General features: G+C 54.6%; 15 protein-coding genes. All 15 read right to left on the bottom strand.

Translation table 11 applies throughout. The features are described from left to right. Positions 1-5 precede the first annotated feature (5 nt). The 15 genes from pknB to dapF all read right to left on the bottom strand — a co-directional run bounded on the left by pknB (position 6) and on the right by dapF (position 17,024). Positions 6-2,138 carry a Stk1 family PASTA domain-containing Ser/Thr kinase gene (gene pknB, locus ACE5LO_RS03510; RefSeq protein ID WP_375518679.1) on the bottom strand — a complete coding sequence of 711 codons (2,133 nt, stop codon included), beginning with the start codon at positions 2,136-2,138 and terminating at the stop codon, positions 6-8. Continuing rightward, positions 2,135-2,908 (bottom strand): Stp1/IreP family PP2C-type Ser/Thr phosphatase, encoded by a 774-nt coding sequence (locus ACE5LO_RS03505; RefSeq protein WP_375518678.1) that lies wholly within the window; start codon positions 2,906-2,908, stop codon positions 2,135-2,137. The genes pknB and ACE5LO_RS03505 overlap by 4 nt, the downstream gene beginning before the upstream one ends. Before the next feature lie 6 nt (positions 2,909-2,914). Beyond that, positions 2,915-3,955 carry a dual-specificity RNA methyltransferase RlmN gene (gene rlmN, locus ACE5LO_RS03500; protein ID WP_375518677.1) on the bottom strand — a complete coding sequence of 347 codons (1,041 nt, stop codon included), beginning with the start codon at positions 3,953-3,955 and terminating at the stop codon, positions 2,915-2,917. Between the two features lie 208 nt (positions 3,956-4,163). Next, a complete protein-coding gene (rsmB, locus tag ACE5LO_RS03495; protein WP_375518676.1) occupies positions 4,164-5,546 on the bottom strand; it encodes a 16S rRNA (cytosine(967)-C(5))-methyltransferase RsmB in 1,383 nt (460 codons plus the stop codon). Then, positions 5,543-6,496 (bottom strand): methionyl-tRNA formyltransferase, encoded by a 954-nt coding sequence (fmt, locus tag ACE5LO_RS03490; protein WP_375518675.1) that lies wholly within the window; start codon positions 6,494-6,496, stop codon positions 5,543-5,545. The genes rsmB and fmt overlap by 4 nt, the downstream gene beginning before the upstream one ends. A gap of 14 nt (positions 6,497-6,510) precedes the next feature. After that, entirely contained in the window at positions 6,511-6,999 is a 489-nt protein-coding gene (gene def, locus ACE5LO_RS03485; RefSeq protein WP_375518674.1) for a peptide deformylase, read from the bottom strand. Positions 7,000-7,086: 87 nt separating this feature from the next. Continuing rightward, complete coding sequence (gene priA / locus ACE5LO_RS03480) at positions 7,087-9,624, bottom strand: primosomal protein N' (protein ID WP_375518673.1); 2,538 nt, start codon at positions 9,622-9,624, stop codon at positions 7,087-7,089. 22 nt (positions 9,625-9,646) lie between these two features. Beyond that, positions 9,647-10,864: a bifunctional phosphopantothenoylcysteine decarboxylase/phosphopantothenate--cysteine ligase CoaBC gene (gene coaBC, locus ACE5LO_RS03475; protein WP_375518672.1), complete on the bottom strand. Its 1,218-nt coding sequence runs from the start codon at positions 10,862-10,864 to the stop codon at positions 9,647-9,649. A gap of 104 nt (positions 10,865-10,968) precedes the next feature. Continuing rightward, positions 10,969-11,169: a DNA-directed RNA polymerase subunit omega gene (gene rpoZ, locus ACE5LO_RS03470; RefSeq protein WP_375518671.1), complete on the bottom strand. Its 201-nt coding sequence runs from the start codon at positions 11,167-11,169 to the stop codon at positions 10,969-10,971. 40 nt (positions 11,170-11,209) lie between these two features. Continuing rightward, positions 11,210-11,779, bottom strand: coding sequence for a guanylate kinase (gene gmk / locus ACE5LO_RS03465; protein ID WP_375518670.1), 570 nt, complete (start codon positions 11,777-11,779; stop codon positions 11,210-11,212). A 14-nt stretch (positions 11,780-11,793) separates the two neighbouring features. Continuing rightward, positions 11,794-12,054: an extracellular matrix/biofilm regulator RemA gene (gene remA, locus ACE5LO_RS03460; protein WP_020615370.1), complete on the bottom strand. Its 261-nt coding sequence runs from the start codon at positions 12,052-12,054 to the stop codon at positions 11,794-11,796. A gap of 53 nt (positions 12,055-12,107) precedes the next feature. Next, positions 12,108-12,995 (bottom strand): YicC/YloC family endoribonuclease, encoded by an 888-nt coding sequence (locus ACE5LO_RS03455; protein ID WP_375518669.1) that lies wholly within the window; start codon positions 12,993-12,995, stop codon positions 12,108-12,110. Positions 12,996-13,027: 32 nt separating this feature from the next. Further along, positions 13,028-14,917 carry a bifunctional homocysteine S-methyltransferase/methylenetetrahydrofolate reductase gene (locus ACE5LO_RS03450; protein ID WP_375518668.1) on the bottom strand — a complete coding sequence of 630 codons (1,890 nt, stop codon included), beginning with the start codon at positions 14,915-14,917 and terminating at the stop codon, positions 13,028-13,030. A 97-nt stretch (positions 14,918-15,014) separates the two neighbouring features. Next, entirely contained in the window at positions 15,015-16,028 is a 1,014-nt protein-coding gene (locus ACE5LO_RS03445; RefSeq protein ID WP_375518667.1) for a hypothetical protein, read from the bottom strand. Positions 16,029-16,178: 150 nt separating this feature from the next. Further along, positions 16,179-17,024, bottom strand: a complete 846-nt coding sequence (gene dapF, locus ACE5LO_RS03440) for a diaminopimelate epimerase (RefSeq protein ID WP_375518784.1) — start codon at positions 17,022-17,024, stop codon at positions 16,179-16,181. Between the last annotated feature and the right edge of the window lie 72 nt (positions 17,025-17,096).

The following is a 17,096-nucleotide window of genomic DNA, read 5'->3' as shown; positions in this document are numbered from 1 at the left end:
TTAATTTATTCATTCTGCCCTTCATCACTCTGGCCGCTGTCGCCCTGCTGTCCTTCCGGATCGGACGTATCGCTCTCTACGTCCCCATTCGTAACGCCTTCCGATCCGTCCCCTGCAGTTGGGTCAGTTTCGGTAGAGACAGGCGGGTCAACCTGAGGCTGCTGAATCGTTCCGTTTTTGGCATCAATATAAGGAATCGCATACGTATCGAAAAATTGTCCATCTCTGTAGACAGAAACGAAACCATCCTTGTTTGGAGCAAGCAGCAGGTCAATAGTCAAAACCTGGGTTGTGTTGATCGTCCGCTTTCCCCATTCCATATCATTTCCGCGCGCATCGGTGTAAGTAACACGGATATCACTGTTTTTGCCTTCCTCCGCCGGTACGACCGGCAGCTGATAGGAATAGCTGATCGCTTCCGGAGGCTGGCCGGTGCTTACAGTAATCTTCACTTTAGATCCCGGGTCCACTGGGGTTCCCGCATCATTAGGCCACTGGCTGATCACCTTGCCTTTCTCGACGGTAAAGCTGCTTTCCTCAATGACCTCATCCAGCTTCAGCCCGGCGTTGGAGATCATTTTTTCGGCTTCGGCCTGCGTCTTGTTCGTAAGATCAGGCATCTTGACGGTTTCCGGCCCTTTGCTGACGGTAAGCGTAATCTGGACCTCATCCGGGTTATAATCCATATTCGCCGCCGGTGATTGATCGATGACCGTACCAGCTGACTTGTCGCTGTACTGGTCGTCGGCCTTGGCAATACGATCCTCGGACACGCCCGCTGCCACCAGGGCCGCCACCGCTTGCTCATAAGTCTTGCCGTCCGTAAGGTCCGGCATTTTGACCAAAGGCTTCTCCGCTCCGACCGTGAGCTCTATCTGCGCACCCTCTTTCAGCACAGTGCCTGCCGGCTGGTCCTGATTGAACACAATTCCCGGATTTATTCCGTCCTTGTACTGTTCAAGCACCGGTTCTTTTACCGCCAGGCCGACCTTGACCAGCTCCGCCCGCGCTTGCGCTTCCGTCATCGTTCTCACATCCGGCACCGTGACTTCCCGCACCTCCATGAGATTTTGAACGTAAACAGCCAGTAACGTCATGGCAAGGATCAGTGCTACCACAGCCCCTGCCCAGATGTACAGCTTTTTGCTGTTTCTCCTGGCAGGACGGGCCGGAGCTTCCTCCTTCATCTCAGGCGCATTCTGCCAATCTGCAGACGCTCTGGAAATTCCGCTGCTGGGGAGAGGCTTGATGGCAGGAATAATACGCGTCTGGGCCTCATCCTCTGTATCCTCGAACAGAATCTTCGACTCATTCCGCCGCTCGGACAGCAGGCAGGTCTCCAGATCCTCCATCATCTCCTCGGCCGACTGGTACCGCTCCTGCGGATTTTTGCGCATGGACTTCAAAATAATGTTCTCCACACTTTGCGGAATGAGAGGATTCACTTTGCGCGGCTCCTCAAACTCTTCCTGCAGATGCTTCAAGGCGACGCTGATCGGGCTTTCTCCCAGAAAAGGAAGCTGTGCCGTCAGCATTTGATAAAGGACGATGCCTAATGAGTATAAATCCGATTTTTCACCTGTCGTAACACCCTTCGCATGCTCTGGCGAAAAATAATGGACCGAGCCTACCACCGAGCCCGTTTGGGTGATGGTGGTGGAAGTAACGGCCCGCGCAATCCCGAAATCCGTTACCTTCACCCGGCCGTTGCGCCCGATCAATATGTTATGGGGCTTGATATCCCTGTGAATGATCTGGTTGTGATGGGCATGCTCAAGCGCGTCGCAGATTTGGGAGGCGATGCGCACCGCCTCTTCCACCTGCAAGGGAGCTCGCTCTTTAATAATTTCATTTAAATTTTTGCCTTCAACGTATTCCATGACAATATAATGGATATCCTCTTCCTGCCCCACATCATAAATGCTGACGACATTCGGATGGGACAACGAAGCTGCGGACTGCGCCTCCCGCCGGAAGCGGCGTATAAATTCTTCATCATGGACAAACTGCTGACGAAGCACCTTGACAGCGACATTGCGGTTCAGCAAAATATCCTGCGCCCTGTAGACGAGAGCCATTCCGCCCCCGCCTATGCGCTCGATAATGTCATACCTTCCGCCCAACAGATGTCCGATCATGCTTCACACCCCTTTTCCTCCGCAGCAGCCTCCTGCGGTAACTCAAACAGGGCGACGGTAATGTTGTCATCCCCTCCTGCCAGCAGTGCGAGATGGAGCAGCCTGTCCGCACGCTCCTCAAGGGGCAGGGCGGATGCGCCCACCACCGTGTTGATTTGCTCCTCGCTGACCAGATTGCTGAGTCCGTCGCTGCAGAGCAGCAGGACATCGCCTTTCTTCAGCTCAATCGCATCCAGATCCACGGCCACTTCCTGATCGGTGCCGAGCGCGCGGGTCAGCACATTTCTGCGCGGATGTGTCCCGACTTCCTCCCTGCTGATCTGGCCGTTCTTGTACAGCTCGTTCACCAGCGTATGATCTTCCGTAATCTGCGTGGTTGTGCCCCCTGATATGACATAGGCCCGGCTGTCGCCAATATGGCCGATGACACCTTTCGTATCGTTCAGCAGCACAGCAACAACTGTTGTACCCATGTTGTGGTACTGGTCGTTGCGGTCCGCCGTCTGGTAGATAACTTCGTTGGCATGCAAAATAGCGTCGCTGAGCGCCGCAGACAGGGAGTGCACCGACAATCCGGTCTCCAGTGTGGCCAGATCGGCGGCAAGCGTCTCGACCGCCAGACGGCTAGCCGTATCTCCCGCCAGATGGCCACCCATGCCGTCGGCGACAATCCCCAAAATATATCCCTGCTCCAGATGACGGATCCAGGCTGAATCTTCATTGACCGAACGCACGCGTCCGACATGGCTGACATGAACAGTTTTAATCAAATGATCTCACCTCAACTCCATATGCTTTGCACGAAGCTGTCCGCAGGCGGCAGCGATATCATGCCCCTGCTCGCGGCGGATGGTCACGTTAATCCCCTTCTCAACCAGTTTGCGCTGAAATTTGAAAATATCGTTCCGGGAAGTACGCACATATTTGCGCTCAGGTACGTGATTGACCGGAATAAGGTTAACGTGACACAGCATATCCTTCAGGACTTCGCCGAGCTCTTCGGCATGCTCCTCCTGATCATTTACCCCGCCGATCAGCGCATATTCAAACGTGATGCGGCGGCCGGTTTTCGCCAGATAATAGCGGAGAGACTCCATAACATCCTGGAAAGGATATCTCCGGTTTACAGGCATCAGTTTGGAGCGCAACGCATCATTCGGCGCATGGATGGAAATCGCCAGGTTGATTTGCGTATCCTCATCGGCAAATTTATAAATGTTCGGCACAATGCCGCTGGTGGATACGGTAATGTGACGCTGCCCGATATTCAGCCCTTTTTCATGAATCATATTGCGCAAAAACTTCATAGTCGCCTCATAATTCTCGAACGGCTCGCCCGAGCCCATGATCACAATGCTGCTGACCCGCTCACCTTTCCGGTCAAGAATCTGCTGCGCCTGTACGACCTGAGCCACAATCTCTCCGGACGTAAGATTCCGTTTGAGCCCTCCCAGTGTGGACGCGCAGAACGTGCAGCCAATGCGGCAGCCGACCTGGGTAGTCACACAGATGCTGTTGCCATAATTATGCTTCATGATGACCGTCTCAATCGCATGATCGTCATGGAGTCCGAACAGGAACTTGACAGTTCCGTCCTTGGATTCGAACCTTGTAATCTCCTGAAGTGTTACGAAGCTGAACTGCTCGTCAAGCTTATCGCGCAAAGCCTTGGAGAGATTGGTCATCTCGCTGAAATCATTGACCCGCTTCACATAAAGCCAATCGAAAATCTGAGCACCGCGAAAAGCGGACTCTCCGTTCTCGGTGGCCCAAGCCTGCAGCTCCTCCAGCGTATAGTCATATATAAAGGGTTTCATTTTAATCTCACACCTGTTCTTTCCTGAATTTTATGTTCTTAGTCATAAGGATATTGTTTTTCATTCCTCCTATTTTAGCACAAATGAAAGAAGGGGTAAAAATTTTCATGACCACCCTGGTTTATAGACGAAAAAAAGAGAAAAACCGCCCGACATGCAGCCCGGCGGCAAAGTATTCAGTGTAGATCATTGCAATCCAGGATCGCCGTTAGTTATCGCGTCGCTGCAGCCTTGCAATATAAAAGCCGTCACTGTGAAAATGCTGGGGCAAAATCTGCAGGGCTCCGCGCTCGCTCAATTCTGCGGCCGCGCCTGCCCACATAGCATCCTGCTCCTCCACACGTCTAAAGTCCGGATGCTCCTTCAGAAAACGCTCAATCTGCCCTTCGTTCTCGGCCGGTTCAATCGTACAGGTGCTGTAGACCAGCAGACCGCCAGGCTTCAGCAGCCCCGACACACGATCCAGTAGCCCCGCCTGCAGGGAAGCTATCGCTTCCACATCCTCCGGCGATTTGCTCCAGCGCAAATCAGGCTTGCGGCGGATGACCCCGAAGCCCGAGCAGGGGGCGTCCAGCAAGATGCGGTCAAACGATGCCGCAGGATAACAGTCCGGCAGGGCGGAAGCATCACCGGTGACCACTTCGATGCATTCCAGACCAAGCCTGTCTGCCTGCTCCCGGATCAGATTTTTTTTGTGTGGATGAAGATCGTTGGCGATAATGCGGCCCTGGTCTTTCATAATCTCCCCCATATGCGCCGTTTTGCCGCCTGGGGCTGCGCAGCAGTCCAGCACAAGCATGTCCTGCACCGGGGCAACCGCCTCGGCGACCAGCATGGAGCTCTCATCCTGAACGGAGAGCAGGCCGTCCCTGTACCAGGAGGTCAGAGCCATATTACCGCCGCTGTGCACGATAATCCCGTACGGGCTGACCTCCGATGGAGCCGCGTCGAGTCCCGCGGCCTTCATCTCCTCCAGCAGCTTTTCACGGCTGATCATCGTGGTGTTCACCCGCACACTGACCGCAGGCGGCTCGTTGTTGGCTCGGCAGATCGCTTCCGCCGTCTCCTCCCCGTACTGCGCGATCCAGCGCTTGACGAGCCATTCCGGATGGGAGTGCTCCAGCGCAATCCGCTCGGCCGCTGGCAGGTTGTGCGGCAGGCGCAGCTTCTCCGGCTCGCGCAGCATGCTGCGCAGCACGCCGTTCACCATGCCGGAAATGCCCTGATGCCCCCGGCGTTTGGCCAGGTTCACCGCTTCGCTGACGACAGCGTGATCCGGAATCCGGTCCAGGTACACGATCTGGTACACGCTCATGCGCAACAGGCTGCGCACCCATGGCTGCAGCCTGGCTGTGCCTTTCTGCACAAAAAGGTTCAGAAAATAATCCAGCGTATTGCGGCGTGCGGTTGTCCCGTACACCAGCTCGGTAACGAGCCCCGCATCCGCCGCCGACAGCCGGGCCTGCTGCAGGCTTTTGTTGAGCTCCAGATTACTGTAAGCCCCCTCCTGCTCGATTCCGGCCAGGATATTCAGCGCCACTTCGCGGGCTGTCCATTTGCGCGCTCCGTCCGTTTTTGCTCCGTTCTTCATGCAAGCACCGTGCCAGGCTTCATTTGTCCTCCGCGCCCGAACTGTCCGGCCGCCATCGTCTTCTTGCCGGCGGGCTGAACTTCGGTCAGCCAGAGGGAACCATCGCCGGTACGCACTTCAATCCCTTCATCTGTCAGCTTCAGCACGGTTCCCGGCGTTTCGCCGCCTGCTGATCCCGCCCCGGCTTCAGGACGTTTGGCCGCCCAGATTTTAAACACATTCCCATCCCACAGCGTAAATGCGCCGGAGAAAGGAACGAGCCCGCGAATCCGGTTGTAAATGGCCTGGGAGGAATGCTGCCAGTCAATTTTCTCGTCCTCGCGCGTCAGGTTGGGCGCATATGTAGCTTCGTCCTCATTCTGGGGAGTTCTGTCTGTCTTGCCTGCCAGCAGCAGGGGCAGCTGCTCGCGCAGCAGCTGCGCTCCGGCCGAGCTCAACTTGGCAAACACCGTGCCGGACGTATCCTCAGGCTCGATAGAAACCTCCACCTTGGCGATCATGTCCCCTGTATCAAGACCTTCCGCCATGTACATCAGCGTCACGCCAGTCAGGGTCTCCCCGTTGATGATAGCGCGCTGGATAGGTGCTCCCCCGCGGTAACGCGGGAGCAGGGAACCGTGCACATTCAGACAGCCAAATTGAGGCATGTCCAACACGGCCTTGGGCAGAATCTGCCCGTAAGCTGCCGTAACAATGACGTCAGGCTTCCATTGCGCCAGCTCGGCTACTGCCTCTGGCAAACGCAGCCGCTGGGGCTGCATCACCGGGAGGCCATGCCTAACAGCCGCCTCCTTGACAGGGGGCGGTGTCATTATTTTTTTACGTCCCTGCGGCTTATCCGGCTGGGTTACCACGCCCACAACGTTGTATCCGTCCGCCAGCAGCGCCTCCAGGGAGGGCACGGCGAAGTCCGGCGTGCCCATAAAGACGATCCGAATTTCATCCTTCATTGGATGCTCACTCCTTACTTGCTGTTAGATCCCGCCTCATCTGCCGTGGCGTCATACACCTTTTCCGCAATATCCGTAAACAGGACGCCATTCAGATGGTCGATCTCATGCTGGAAAGCGCGGGACAAAAGGCCGGTAGCCGTCACGGTCAGCGGTTTGCCTTCACGGTCAAGCCCCTTGACCGTCACCTTCTCGGCACGGCGCACATCCCCGTTTAACCCCGGAATGCTCAGGCAGCCCTCCGGCCCGAACTGTTCGCCTTCCTTTGCCACAATTTCCGGATTGATCATCTTGATCAGCCCATGCTCGTCGCCGGCGTCTACCACAATCAGCCGTTTCAGAATACCGACCTGCGGGGCGGCGAGACCGACACCCTCCGCGTCATACATCGTGTCCGCCATATCGTCCAGCAGCTTCTGCACATTGGGCGTAATTTTCGTAACTTCCTTTGCTACTTTATGAAGCACTTCATCAGGTTCTTTAACGATAAAACGAATTGCCATTCATACCACTCCTGCCTTAGCAAACTGTAAACATTTCGTATTATATTCATAACGCCGTCTCTCGGATATATATGCCGCTTCCGCAAGTTACATTAACATTTGCGGATCGACATCGAGGCTGATCTGCAGATTCTGGCGCTGCACGGCATCCGCCAGTTCATTCGCCACATCCCGTACCAGTCCGACAGCATCGATTTGTCCACGCCATTTTATCATACATTGGAACCTGTATCTATTTTTGATTCTCGGCACCGGTGAAGCCACCGGCCCCAGAATATCCAGCACGTCAGGTGTAAAACGGTCCATATCCCCGAACCAGCCCAGCTTTCTTGCTTTCCCCTCCAGGGAAGCCCTGAAATTCTCCGCCAGCCTGACAAGGACAGGCAGCTGCTCGTGCGAAAGGGTCACCAAAATCAGGCGGCAGTACGGCGGATAATGCAGACTGCGGCGGTGCTTCAGCTCGTCCCGGATAAATGATGAGTAATCATGGCGGCTTGCATGAATGACGGAATAATGATCCGGGGTATAGGATTGGATGAAAACTTCACCGGGAAGCTGATGTCTGCCAGCCCTTCCCGCCACCTGGGTCAGCAGCTGAAACGTTTTTTCCGCCGCCCGGAAGTCCGGCAGATTCAGTGATGAATCCGCCGTAATGACACCGACCAGGGTCACATCCGGAAAATCAAGCCCCTTAGCCACCATCTGCGTGCCGAGCAGGACGTCGGCTTTTTTCTCCCGGAATCGTGCCAACAGCTTCTCATGAGAGCCTTTTTCGGTTGTCGTGTCCACATCCATACGGATGACACGTATGCCGGGGAACAGCTTGGCCAGTTCTTCTTCCACACGCTGGGTCCCTGTTCCGAAATAACGGATATGCTCGCTTCCACAGTCCGGACATACCTCCGGTGCAGGAACTGCATAGCCGCAGTAGTGGCAGCGCAGATTATTGGAACGCTGGTGGTACGTAAGCGAAATGTCGCACTCCGGACAACCGGCCACATAACCGCAGCTGCGGCACATAACGAAGGTGGAATAACCTCTTCTGTTCAGGAGCAGCACCGTCTGTTCACCGCGCTCCAGCCTGCTGGCGATTCCCTCATGCAGCGCCCGGCTGAACATGGAGCGGTTGCCCTCACGCAGTTCCTCGCGCAAATCGACAATGCGCACCTCAGGCAGCGTGTTGCCGAGGGCGCGGGTATGCATTTCCAGCAGCAGCGGGGCAAACTCGTCATTGCTCTGCGAGCGCGCTGCATGGTAGGTTTCCAGCGCAGGGGTTGCCGAACCGAGTATGACGACTGCCCCATGCTGGTGTGAACGCCGCACCGCAACATCACGCGCATGGTATTTTGGTGTTTCTTCCTGCTTGTAAGATGATTCATGTTCTTCGTCCATAATAATCAGTCCGAGATTGGCAAAAGGAGCAAACACGGCGGATCGGGCCCCAATGGCAACCTTGACACGTCCTTCGCGTATTTTGCGCCATTCATCATACCGCTCCCCGCCTGACAGGCGGCTGTGCATGACCGCTACCTGGTCGCCGAACCGGCCTTTGAACCGCTCCACCATCTGCGGGGTTAACGAAATTTCCGGAACCAGCACAATCGCCTGTCTCCCCTGCTCAATACAGCGGCTGATGCATTGCAGATAAACTTCGGTTTTGCCGCTGCCGGTAACGCCATGCAGCAGAAACGCTCCCTGTTCATGCGCATCCAACTGCCGGATTACCCGGTCAAATACATGCTGCTGTTCATCCGTAAGCTTGAGCGGCTGTGTCGGTTTGAAGTGCCTGCCGCGGTAAGGATCGCGGAACACCTCCACATCCTCGAGCCGGACGTAGCCTTTATTTTCAAGCGCCTTGACGGCAGCTGCCGACACGTGCAGGGAAGCAAGCACCTCCTTCAGGGGGAGGGGAAGAAATTCCTTGCGCTCCAGCATGAAGGCCAGCACTTCCTTCTGCCGCTGTGCTTTGTTGGGAAAATCGCCTAGTGCGGCTTCAGCTTCCTCGGCAGAGACCGCCAGATCCACCGCTTTTAACATTTTCTTCTGCAGCTTGTCCTTGATCATCTGGCTTTCCTGCAGCACTCCCCGCCGCAGCAGCGATTTGATGACCGCCGCCTCCTGCGGGAACTGCCGGCTCAACGCCTGCAACGCGACCTGCTGTTTGCTGCGGATATAGGTCACAATCCTCCGCTCCGCCGGATCGCTCATGCCGTCATCCGCCAGAAGCACATCGGCGGCAACCGGATCTTTGCTATCCATCAGCCGGTCAGCCAGGGAGATATAACGCTCCGCTTTGCCCTTGAGCGCTGTCGGAATCATGGCCTGCAGCGCCAAAATCCGGCTGCACGCATAGCGATCGCTCATCCATTCCCCCAACTCCACCAGATCGGGAGACAGCGGCGGAACGAGATCCAGCAGTTCCTGGATCGGCCGCAGCTTGAAGCGGGACGGCTCTGCCTGCGGCTGCACCGAAGTGACGAAACCTTGCACTGTGCGCTTACCAAAGGGAACGGCAACCCGGCTTCCCGGCTCTATCCACGATCGCATCGAGTCGGGAAGCACGTAATCGAAAGTCCGATCCGTTTCCTTGGCCGGCACATCCACAATCACTTTCGCTATATCCATACCGACCACAGCCCCCATCCTCTCACGCTTTATCCATCCGGGCCGCGGTGATGGCCAACAGGCGGCGGGCCACCTCGTCCTTGGACATCACAGGAAGCTGCTCCACAAGGCCATTCCGGTCATAGATATGCACCGCATTGGTGTCTGTGCCGAATCCTGCTCCTTCCATAGTAACATCATTAGCAACCAGCAGGTCGCAGTTTTTACGCTCCAGTTTTTCACGCGCGTATCGGTCAAGCTGCTCCGTTTCCGCTGCAAATCCGACTAGAAGCTGCTGCTTTTTACGCTGCCCAAGCGACTCAAGAATATCCACCGTCTTGACAAGCTCAAGCTGCAGCGTATCGCCCTGCTTCTTAAGCTTCATCGGGGCTGTCTCCTTCGGCCGGTAATCGGCCACTGCAGCCGCCATAATGAGCATGCTGCAATCCTCCCAGTGTCTCAAGACGGCTTCATACATATCTTGGGCGGAGCCTGCCCGTTCTACAGCCATGCCTTCCGGGGGCGCAGCAGTTGTGTTTCCCGCAATAATCCTCACATCCGCCCCCATTTGTCTCGCAGCCTTGGCGATGGCAAAGCCCATTTTGCCTGAGGAATCATTCGTAATATAGCGGACCGGGTCAAGCCGCTCCACCGTACCGCCTGCCGTGACTATCACTTTGCGCCCCTGCAGCAACTGAGGGAATGCCGGCTTGTCCTTTTCCTTGAAGTAACGCTCAACGATCTCCACGATCGTCTCCGGCTCTTCCAGCCGTCCTTTGCCCACATACCCGCAGGCAAGTAATCCCTCGCCAGGCTCGATCATCATGACGCCGCGGGACACCAGTGTCCGCATGTTCTCTATAACCGCAGGATGATCATACATATGCACGTTCATTGCAGGAGCCACCATAATAGGAGCCGTGGTGGCAAGCAGGGTGGTGGACAGCATATCATCCGCCAGCCCATGCGCCATTTTGGCGATCATATTTGCCGTAGCCGGCGCAATGAGAACCAGATCTGCGGAATCGGTCAGATGAATATGAGACACGACCTCAGGCTGCCGCTCATCAAAGGTATCGGTGTACACCAGGTTGCGCGAGAGTGATTGCAGCGTGAGATCAGTAATAAATTTTTGGGCTGAGGCAGTCATGATGACATGTACGTCCGCCCCCTTTTGGGTAAGCTTGCTGGTCAGCGCGGCTGCTTTATAAGCGGCAATCCCCCCGGTAACCCCAAGCAAGATTCTTTTTCCCTTCAGCATGCTCCACTCCCCCTTAGAGAAAAAAATAACAACCTTGCGGTTGTCAAAAAAAGAACGGCTAAAACACCTTTTTTTCTTGTTAAAAATCCGTCGCCTGGCAGATATTACTCTTCCACGCGCTCCACTTTCAACAAATCATTGTAGATCTCTTCCAGCGCCACACCGACCTGCTTATGCGATCTCGGCTGCTTCAAATCGCTCTTCTCGCCTTCACGCAACAGTCTGGCACGGCGGGAAGCAGCAACGACGAGCGAATATTTACTGTCAACTTTATTCATCATTTCATCTATGGAAGGATACAGCATAAACAGACACCTCTTCTACAAATTATTGAATAACCCAAGATCAGCGGATTTTACAATGTTCGGCGATGATGATCGATTCTATTCTTTTACACGCCAAATCAATCTCGTCATTAACTACAGCATAATCGTAATGCTGCATCAAATTCATCTCATCGACCGCGACAGACATCCGGTGATCAATGGTGGCCTGGGTCTCCGTTCCGCGTCCGCGAATCCGATCCTTCAGTTCGTCAAGCGAAGGTGGCAGCAGGAAAATAAAAATCCCTTCCGGAAATTTCTCTCTTACCTTGAGTGCTCCCTGAACTTCAATCTCCAGAAAAATATCGTTCCCCTGCTCGATCGTCCGCTCCACAAAATCCCGTGGAGTCCCGTAATAATTGCCTACATATTCCGCGTATTCGAGCAGCTCGTCCTTCTCGATCATATCGAGAAACTGCTCCCTTGTCTTGAAAAAATAGTTCACTCCGTTCTCCTCGCCCTGCCGGGGCTGGCGGGTCGTTGCCGAAACCGAGTAAGTCAGTTCCGGCAGGCGCTTGCGGAGCGCATTACCTACAGTTCCTTTGCCGACACCCGAAGGCCCGGATAAAACGATTAATAATCCCTTAGCCATATTACTCTCCATTGTTATTCGTCATGATCATCATCTTTGGTGGATAGACGGTGTGCCACCGTTTCCGGCTGCACCGCCGACAGGATCACATGATCGCTGTCCGTTATAATGACCGCCCTGGTCCGGCGCCCATATGTCGCATCAATCAGCATATGCCGGTCACGCGCTTCCTGAATGATCCGTTTGATCGGAGCGGATTCCGGGCTGACGATGGAGATAATTCTATTGGCCGACACAATATTGCCGAAGCCGATATTAATCAATTTGATTGCCATATTCAGGTATTTCCTCCTATACAAATGACTGTTGCCGCCAAGCCTGCGGGAAGCTATTCCATATTCGCGGCTTGTTCGCGAATCTTCTCCAGTTCCGCTTTCATTTCAACTACGCGGTTCACCAATTCAAGATGATTGGCTTTGGAGCCGATCGTATTGACTTCCCTGTTCAGTTCCTGGATCAAAAAATCAAGTTTACGGCCGGCGGGCTCGTCCGAAAGCAGGAGATTCCTGCATTGGCCCAAATGACTTCGCAGCCGGGTCAGTTCTTCATCAATATTGGACCGGTCTGCGAAAAGCGCTATCTCCATCCCCAGCCTCTGCTCATCCGGCAAAAAAGCGCCATCCTGCAGCTCGGCAAGCCTCTGCTTCAACCGGTTGCGGTAGTCAGCCAAAACCGTGGGAGCCAGAGCGGCAAGCTCGCTGTGCAGCACTTCCAGCCGCTCAATCCGGCTGTTCAGGTCTGCGGCCAGCACCTGGCCTTCCCGGCGGCGCATCTCAAGCATTCCGGCGACAGCCTCTCCCAGACCCTCAAGAAGAAGCTGCTCCCATTCCGGGTCTTCTGCTTCGTCGATACTGTCCCGGTCAACCCACACATTCGGGAGGGAAAGCAGCTCGCTGACTCCAATCCTGCCGTCGAGGCCGTATTTGTCAGCAAGCAGCTCGGCGGTATCCAGATAGGCTTGCACTACCGGTTCGTTTAACTGTACGTATGAGTCCTGGCCCTCATCCCGTTCCCTTTGAATGAAGACATCTACGCGGCCCCTCTTCACCTGCCGCTGTATCTCTTTCCTCAAGCCGTCTTCAAAACGGGCCCATTCACGCGGAATCCGCATCATCACCTCGCAATACCTGTGATTTACGGACTTCACCTCAAAGCGTACTTTATAGCCACCGTGATGAAGAACGGCTTGACCGTATCCGGTCATACTTAATGACATCGGCATCACATCCATTACACTATTTTAATGGATTATGTTGAACGAAACAAGTGGGATGGACGGCGCCCTGATTTCTCCCAAATATAGGAGGTCAGTTCGGCGGTCATTTCATAAAACATAAACGGTGTCATGAGATACATTCCGTTAAAATGTTCCATGGCGGCATCCACCAGTTCCTTGGCAATTGCGACGCCCATCGCCCGTCCTTCCGCTCCCTGCAGGCCTGCCATCCGGGCGCGTACCGCATCCGAAAGCTGAATGCCCGGAACCTCGTTATGAAGGTATTCCGCATTGCGCCCGCTGGCCAGCGGCATGATGCCGATGAAGATCGGTGTCTCCAGATGAGCTGTCTGGCGCTTGATCTCCGCAATCAGTTCGACATCGTAAACCGGCTGTGTCATGATGTAGTCCGCACCTGCGGCAATTTTTTTCTCAAGCCTCTCCACAGCCTTGTTCAAATGCTTGACATTCGGGTTAAAGGCTGCGCCCACCACGAATTTGGCCTTTTGCTTCAGCGGCTTGCCCGAGAAGGCAATCCCGTCGTTCAGCTGTTTGATCATACGGATGATCTCGAATGAGGTCATATCATAAACGGAGCTGGAGCCAGGCAGATCCCCGAACCGCGCCGGATCTCCCGTCACCGCAAGCACATGATCGATGCCGAGGGCATCGAATCCCATCATATGCGACTGGGTTCCAATGGAATTACGGTCTCGGCAGGCGATATGAATGAGCGGGCGCATCCCCACTTCACTGCGGACCAGATAACCCAATGCCATATTGCTCATACGCGTCACGGCCAGCGAATTATCCGCCATCGTAAGCGCATCCGCCCCCGCAGCCTTCAGCGCGCGAGCCCCCTCCATAAACTTCGTAATATCCAGATCACGCGGCGGATCAAGCTCTACAATGACCGTGTGCCGCCGCTTTACAAGATCAACAATCGTAGGTTCCTGCGGTGGGGCTCCTGCCGCTTGATCTTCTGCCCCGTTTTCGTTCACCAATACCGTTGGACGGATTGTTTCCTCCGCAGGCGTGTCAGGCAGCGCCGCTGGAACATATCCCTGCAGTGCAGCCGCAATGGCAGCAATATGCTCAGGAGTGGTGCCGCAGCAGCCTCCGATCAGTCTGGCCCCCCGGTCCGCGAAGGAAATGGCGCACTCCGCCATATACTTCGGTCCCGCTCCGTACACATACTGGCCGTCCACGTAATCCGCCAGACCCGCGTTGGGGAAGACGGACAGCGGAACTTCCAGAGGTCCGTTCAGCGCTTCCACTACGCTCATGATGCCCTGCGGTCCGGAATGGCAGTTGAAGCCGAGTACATCCGCCCCCTCTTCGAGCAGTACGGCAAACGCCTCCTTGATGCTGAAACCGTCACGAGTCATGCCAACCTGATCTACAGCGAACTGGCAAATGACCGGCAAATTGCTGTAGGCCCGGATACACCGCAGGGCAGTGCGCATTTCCTCCAGCTCATAAAACGTTTCCAGCAGCATTCCGTCCACACCTTCGGCCAGCAAAGCGGTAATCTGCTGGTCAAAGTTCCGCTTCAGCTCCTGACTCGTAATGTTAATGCGCTTCGCTCCATAAATCGAGCCCATAGCTCCCACAACATAGTTTTCAGGCCCGGCCGCCTGGCGCGCAATCCGGACGCCGGCCCGGTTGATTTCATCCACCTTGGATTCAAGGCCAAATTTACCGAGTTTATAGGCATTGGCCGAATACGTATTAGACTCCAGCACACGAGCACCGGCCTGCAAATAACGGCGATGAACATCCGCGATCACCTCCGGGGAGGTCAGGTTCAGCTCCTCATAGGAAATTCCGACCGGAAAACCCAGTTGATACAAAAATGTCCCCATAGCGCCGTCCCCGACCAGTACTTCCTTTTTCCATGCCGTGCGCAAATCCGCTTTCATCCGTTTCTTTCACCCCGTCAATTTTGTTTCATACTAATGTAACATAAACCTCACCGGAACATAAGAAAAACATCTATCGATGTACACTTTGTTATTCTTATTGAAGCTTTCCATTGGACGGGACGAGACTCAGCTCATAAAAGACGCCTTTTTTGTTAATTTTAGCGGTAAGTGTCGCCTGTCCTTTCCTGGTGAAGGTGTAGGTATTTTGTTCAGTCTTTACGCTGTAACCGGACAAACTCATATTGAACAGCCTTTTCGCTTTGGCAGCCACCGCTTTTTTGGCCTGCTCCGGCGCATATTTCGGCACCGAGAACGAAGCCGCAAAGTCACGGTCGCTCTTCCAGTCCGTCTGCGGGGTGGATACCTTCAGCACTCTGCCCGTCACAGCCCCAATCTTGACGCTGCTCGTTTCGTTCGCATCCTCAAACAGCCAGTAGAAGCTTCCATCCGCTTCATCTTTATGCCGCGAGGCATGCGCGATGGCAACCGATTTGCCCCAGGTGTTCCGGAGAGCATTCTCCGCCCGTGTCACCAGCCTGGAGCTCACGTCTCCAATCGGATATTCCGCATGAATGGAAATACGGTTTTCGTCTGCAATATCCACATACAGCGATGAAGAACTGTCTCCCGCTCCCCAGAATACCCAGTAGTCCTTCGGCTCATTGTTCTGATATGGCGAATGCACACGCCAGAATGCTTCAAACTCCAGCTTTTTGTCCTTGTCAAAGGACTCGATAGCCTTGAGCACTTTTTTCTTCAGCTCGGAAGGAAGCACCTGATCCACACTCTCTATTTTGTATCTTAAGGTGGTGGATTCCACTCTGCTGTTCACCTTATTGTATTCAGTCTGAAATACGGCCGTCACATCTTTTAGTTCACCTTCAACAATCCATGTTTTCCCCATGTCCATGACCGTATCAAAAGTGAAGGCCTCGCTCCCGGCCAATTTTCTCACCGCTTCCTCCAGACGGCTGGTTACCGTCGGCGTCAGAGATGAAACGGTTTTGACCGTTGTTTCTTCGGTTGAAGGCGATTCCGCTTGAACAGGAACCGCAGCCATAAGCAAAATCACCGCCGTCACTGCAACTAACCATCCTTTTTTCCGCATTCGTCTTACCGCCTCCTTCTCTCTCATTATCTATGATTATAGCGTTTTTTTGCATGCAAAACAGACAGGAGTTTCTGAAAAGTGACTCAAAATAACAAAAAACGAGCGAGTATCGGTGGATATCCGACCACCAATACTCGCCCTTTTAAATTATAAATGAGGATTTTGAATGGTTCCGGTAAAAACCATCTCCGCCGGACCTGTCATGTAAACACGGTTGTCCCGCTCATCCCACTCGATCCACAGATCTCCGCCCTTCAGGCTGACCACTGCCTCCCGGCTTGTATATCCGTTCAAGACGGAGGAGACAAGTGTAGCGCATGCTCCGGTGCCGCAGGCCAGCGTCGGACCCGCGCCTCTTTCCCATACGCGCATCTCAATCCGCCTGCGGTCAAGCACGGTGGCAAATTCTACATTCGTCTTGTTCGGGAACAAGGGATGAACCTCCAGAACCGGCCCCCACGTATTCAGTTCAAACTTCGCCGCATCGTCCACGTAAATCACGCAATGCGGATTGCCCATGGATACAGCCGTAAAACGGAACGCCGACCCGCCTGCCTCCAGCAGACGGTTTTGTACAGGATTCTCATCCAGCACCGTAGGAATAAGCAGCCCGTCCAGTACGGGCTCGCCCATATCGACTCGCACAAGGTTCACCTGGCCGTTCTCCACCGTCAGATCCACTTGCTGAACCCCGGCGCCCACCGTTTCAATGGTCAAGGTTTCCCGGTTCGTATATCCGTGATCATACACATATTTGGCGACACAACGAATCGCATTGCCGCATTGCTCCGCTTCCGAGCCATCTGAATTGATAATCCGCATTTTGAAATCAGCCTGCTCTGAAGGTAAAATGAACACCAGCCCATCCGCACCTATGCCAAAAAAGCGGCTGCACCATTTCACGGCCCAATCGGCGGCTTCCTTCGGCAGCTCCCGCTCTCCGTAGATCATAATAAAATCATTGCCCAATCCGTGCATTTTCGTAAATTGCAAGCTTCCCCACTCCTTGCCGGCTGCATTCAATCCGGTCAGCGGCTGCCGGCGCATAGCGCCAGCATGCCTTAC

This window comes from Paenibacillus medicaginis (assembly GCF_042138635.1).
Lineage (GTDB): Bacteria > Bacillota > Bacilli > Paenibacillales > Paenibacillaceae > Paenibacillus > Paenibacillus medicaginis.
This window is presented reverse-complemented; position numbering and strand designations above follow the sequence as displayed.

Excerpts from the sequence above, each read along its gene's own strand:
- pknB (WP_375518679.1), bottom strand. The coding sequence starts at position 2,138 with ATGATCGGACATCTGTTGGGCGGAAGGTATGACATTATCGAGCGCATA.
- rlmN (WP_375518677.1), bottom strand. The coding sequence starts at position 3,955 with ATGAAACCCTTTATATATGACTATACGCTGGAGGAGCTGCAGGCTTGG.
- rsmB (WP_375518676.1), bottom strand. The coding sequence starts at position 5,546 with ATGAAGAACGGAGCAAAAACGGACGGAGCGCGCAAATGGACAGCCCGC.
- fmt (WP_375518675.1), bottom strand. The coding sequence starts at position 6,496 with ATGAAGGATGAAATTCGGATCGTCTTTATGGGCACGCCGGACTTCGCC.
- def (WP_375518674.1), bottom strand. The coding sequence starts at position 6,999 with ATGGCAATTCGTTTTATCGTTAAAGAACCTGATGAAGTGCTTCATAAA.
- priA (WP_375518673.1), bottom strand. The coding sequence starts at position 9,624 with ATGGATATAGCGAAAGTGATTGTGGATGTGCCGGCCAAGGAAACGGAT.
- coaBC (WP_375518672.1), bottom strand. The coding sequence starts at position 10,864 with ATGCTGAAGGGAAAAAGAATCTTGCTTGGGGTTACCGGGGGGATTGCC.
- rpoZ (WP_375518671.1), bottom strand. The coding sequence starts at position 11,169 with ATGCTGTATCCTTCCATAGATGAAATGATGAATAAAGTTGACAGTAAA.
- gmk (WP_375518670.1), bottom strand. The coding sequence starts at position 11,779 with ATGGCTAAGGGATTATTAATCGTTTTATCCGGGCCTTCGGGTGTCGGC.
- remA (WP_020615370.1), bottom strand. The coding sequence starts at position 12,054 with ATGGCAATCAAATTGATTAATATCGGCTTCGGCAATATTGTGTCGGCC.
- ACE5LO_RS03455 (WP_375518669.1), bottom strand. The coding sequence starts at position 12,995 with ATGTCATTAAGTATGACCGGATACGGTCAAGCCGTTCTTCATCACGGT.
- ACE5LO_RS03450 (WP_375518668.1), bottom strand. The coding sequence starts at position 14,917 with ATGAAAGCGGATTTGCGCACGGCATGGAAAAAGGAAGTACTGGTCGGG.
- ACE5LO_RS03445 (WP_375518667.1), bottom strand. The coding sequence starts at position 16,028 with ATGCGGAAAAAAGGATGGTTAGTTGCAGTGACGGCGGTGATTTTGCTT.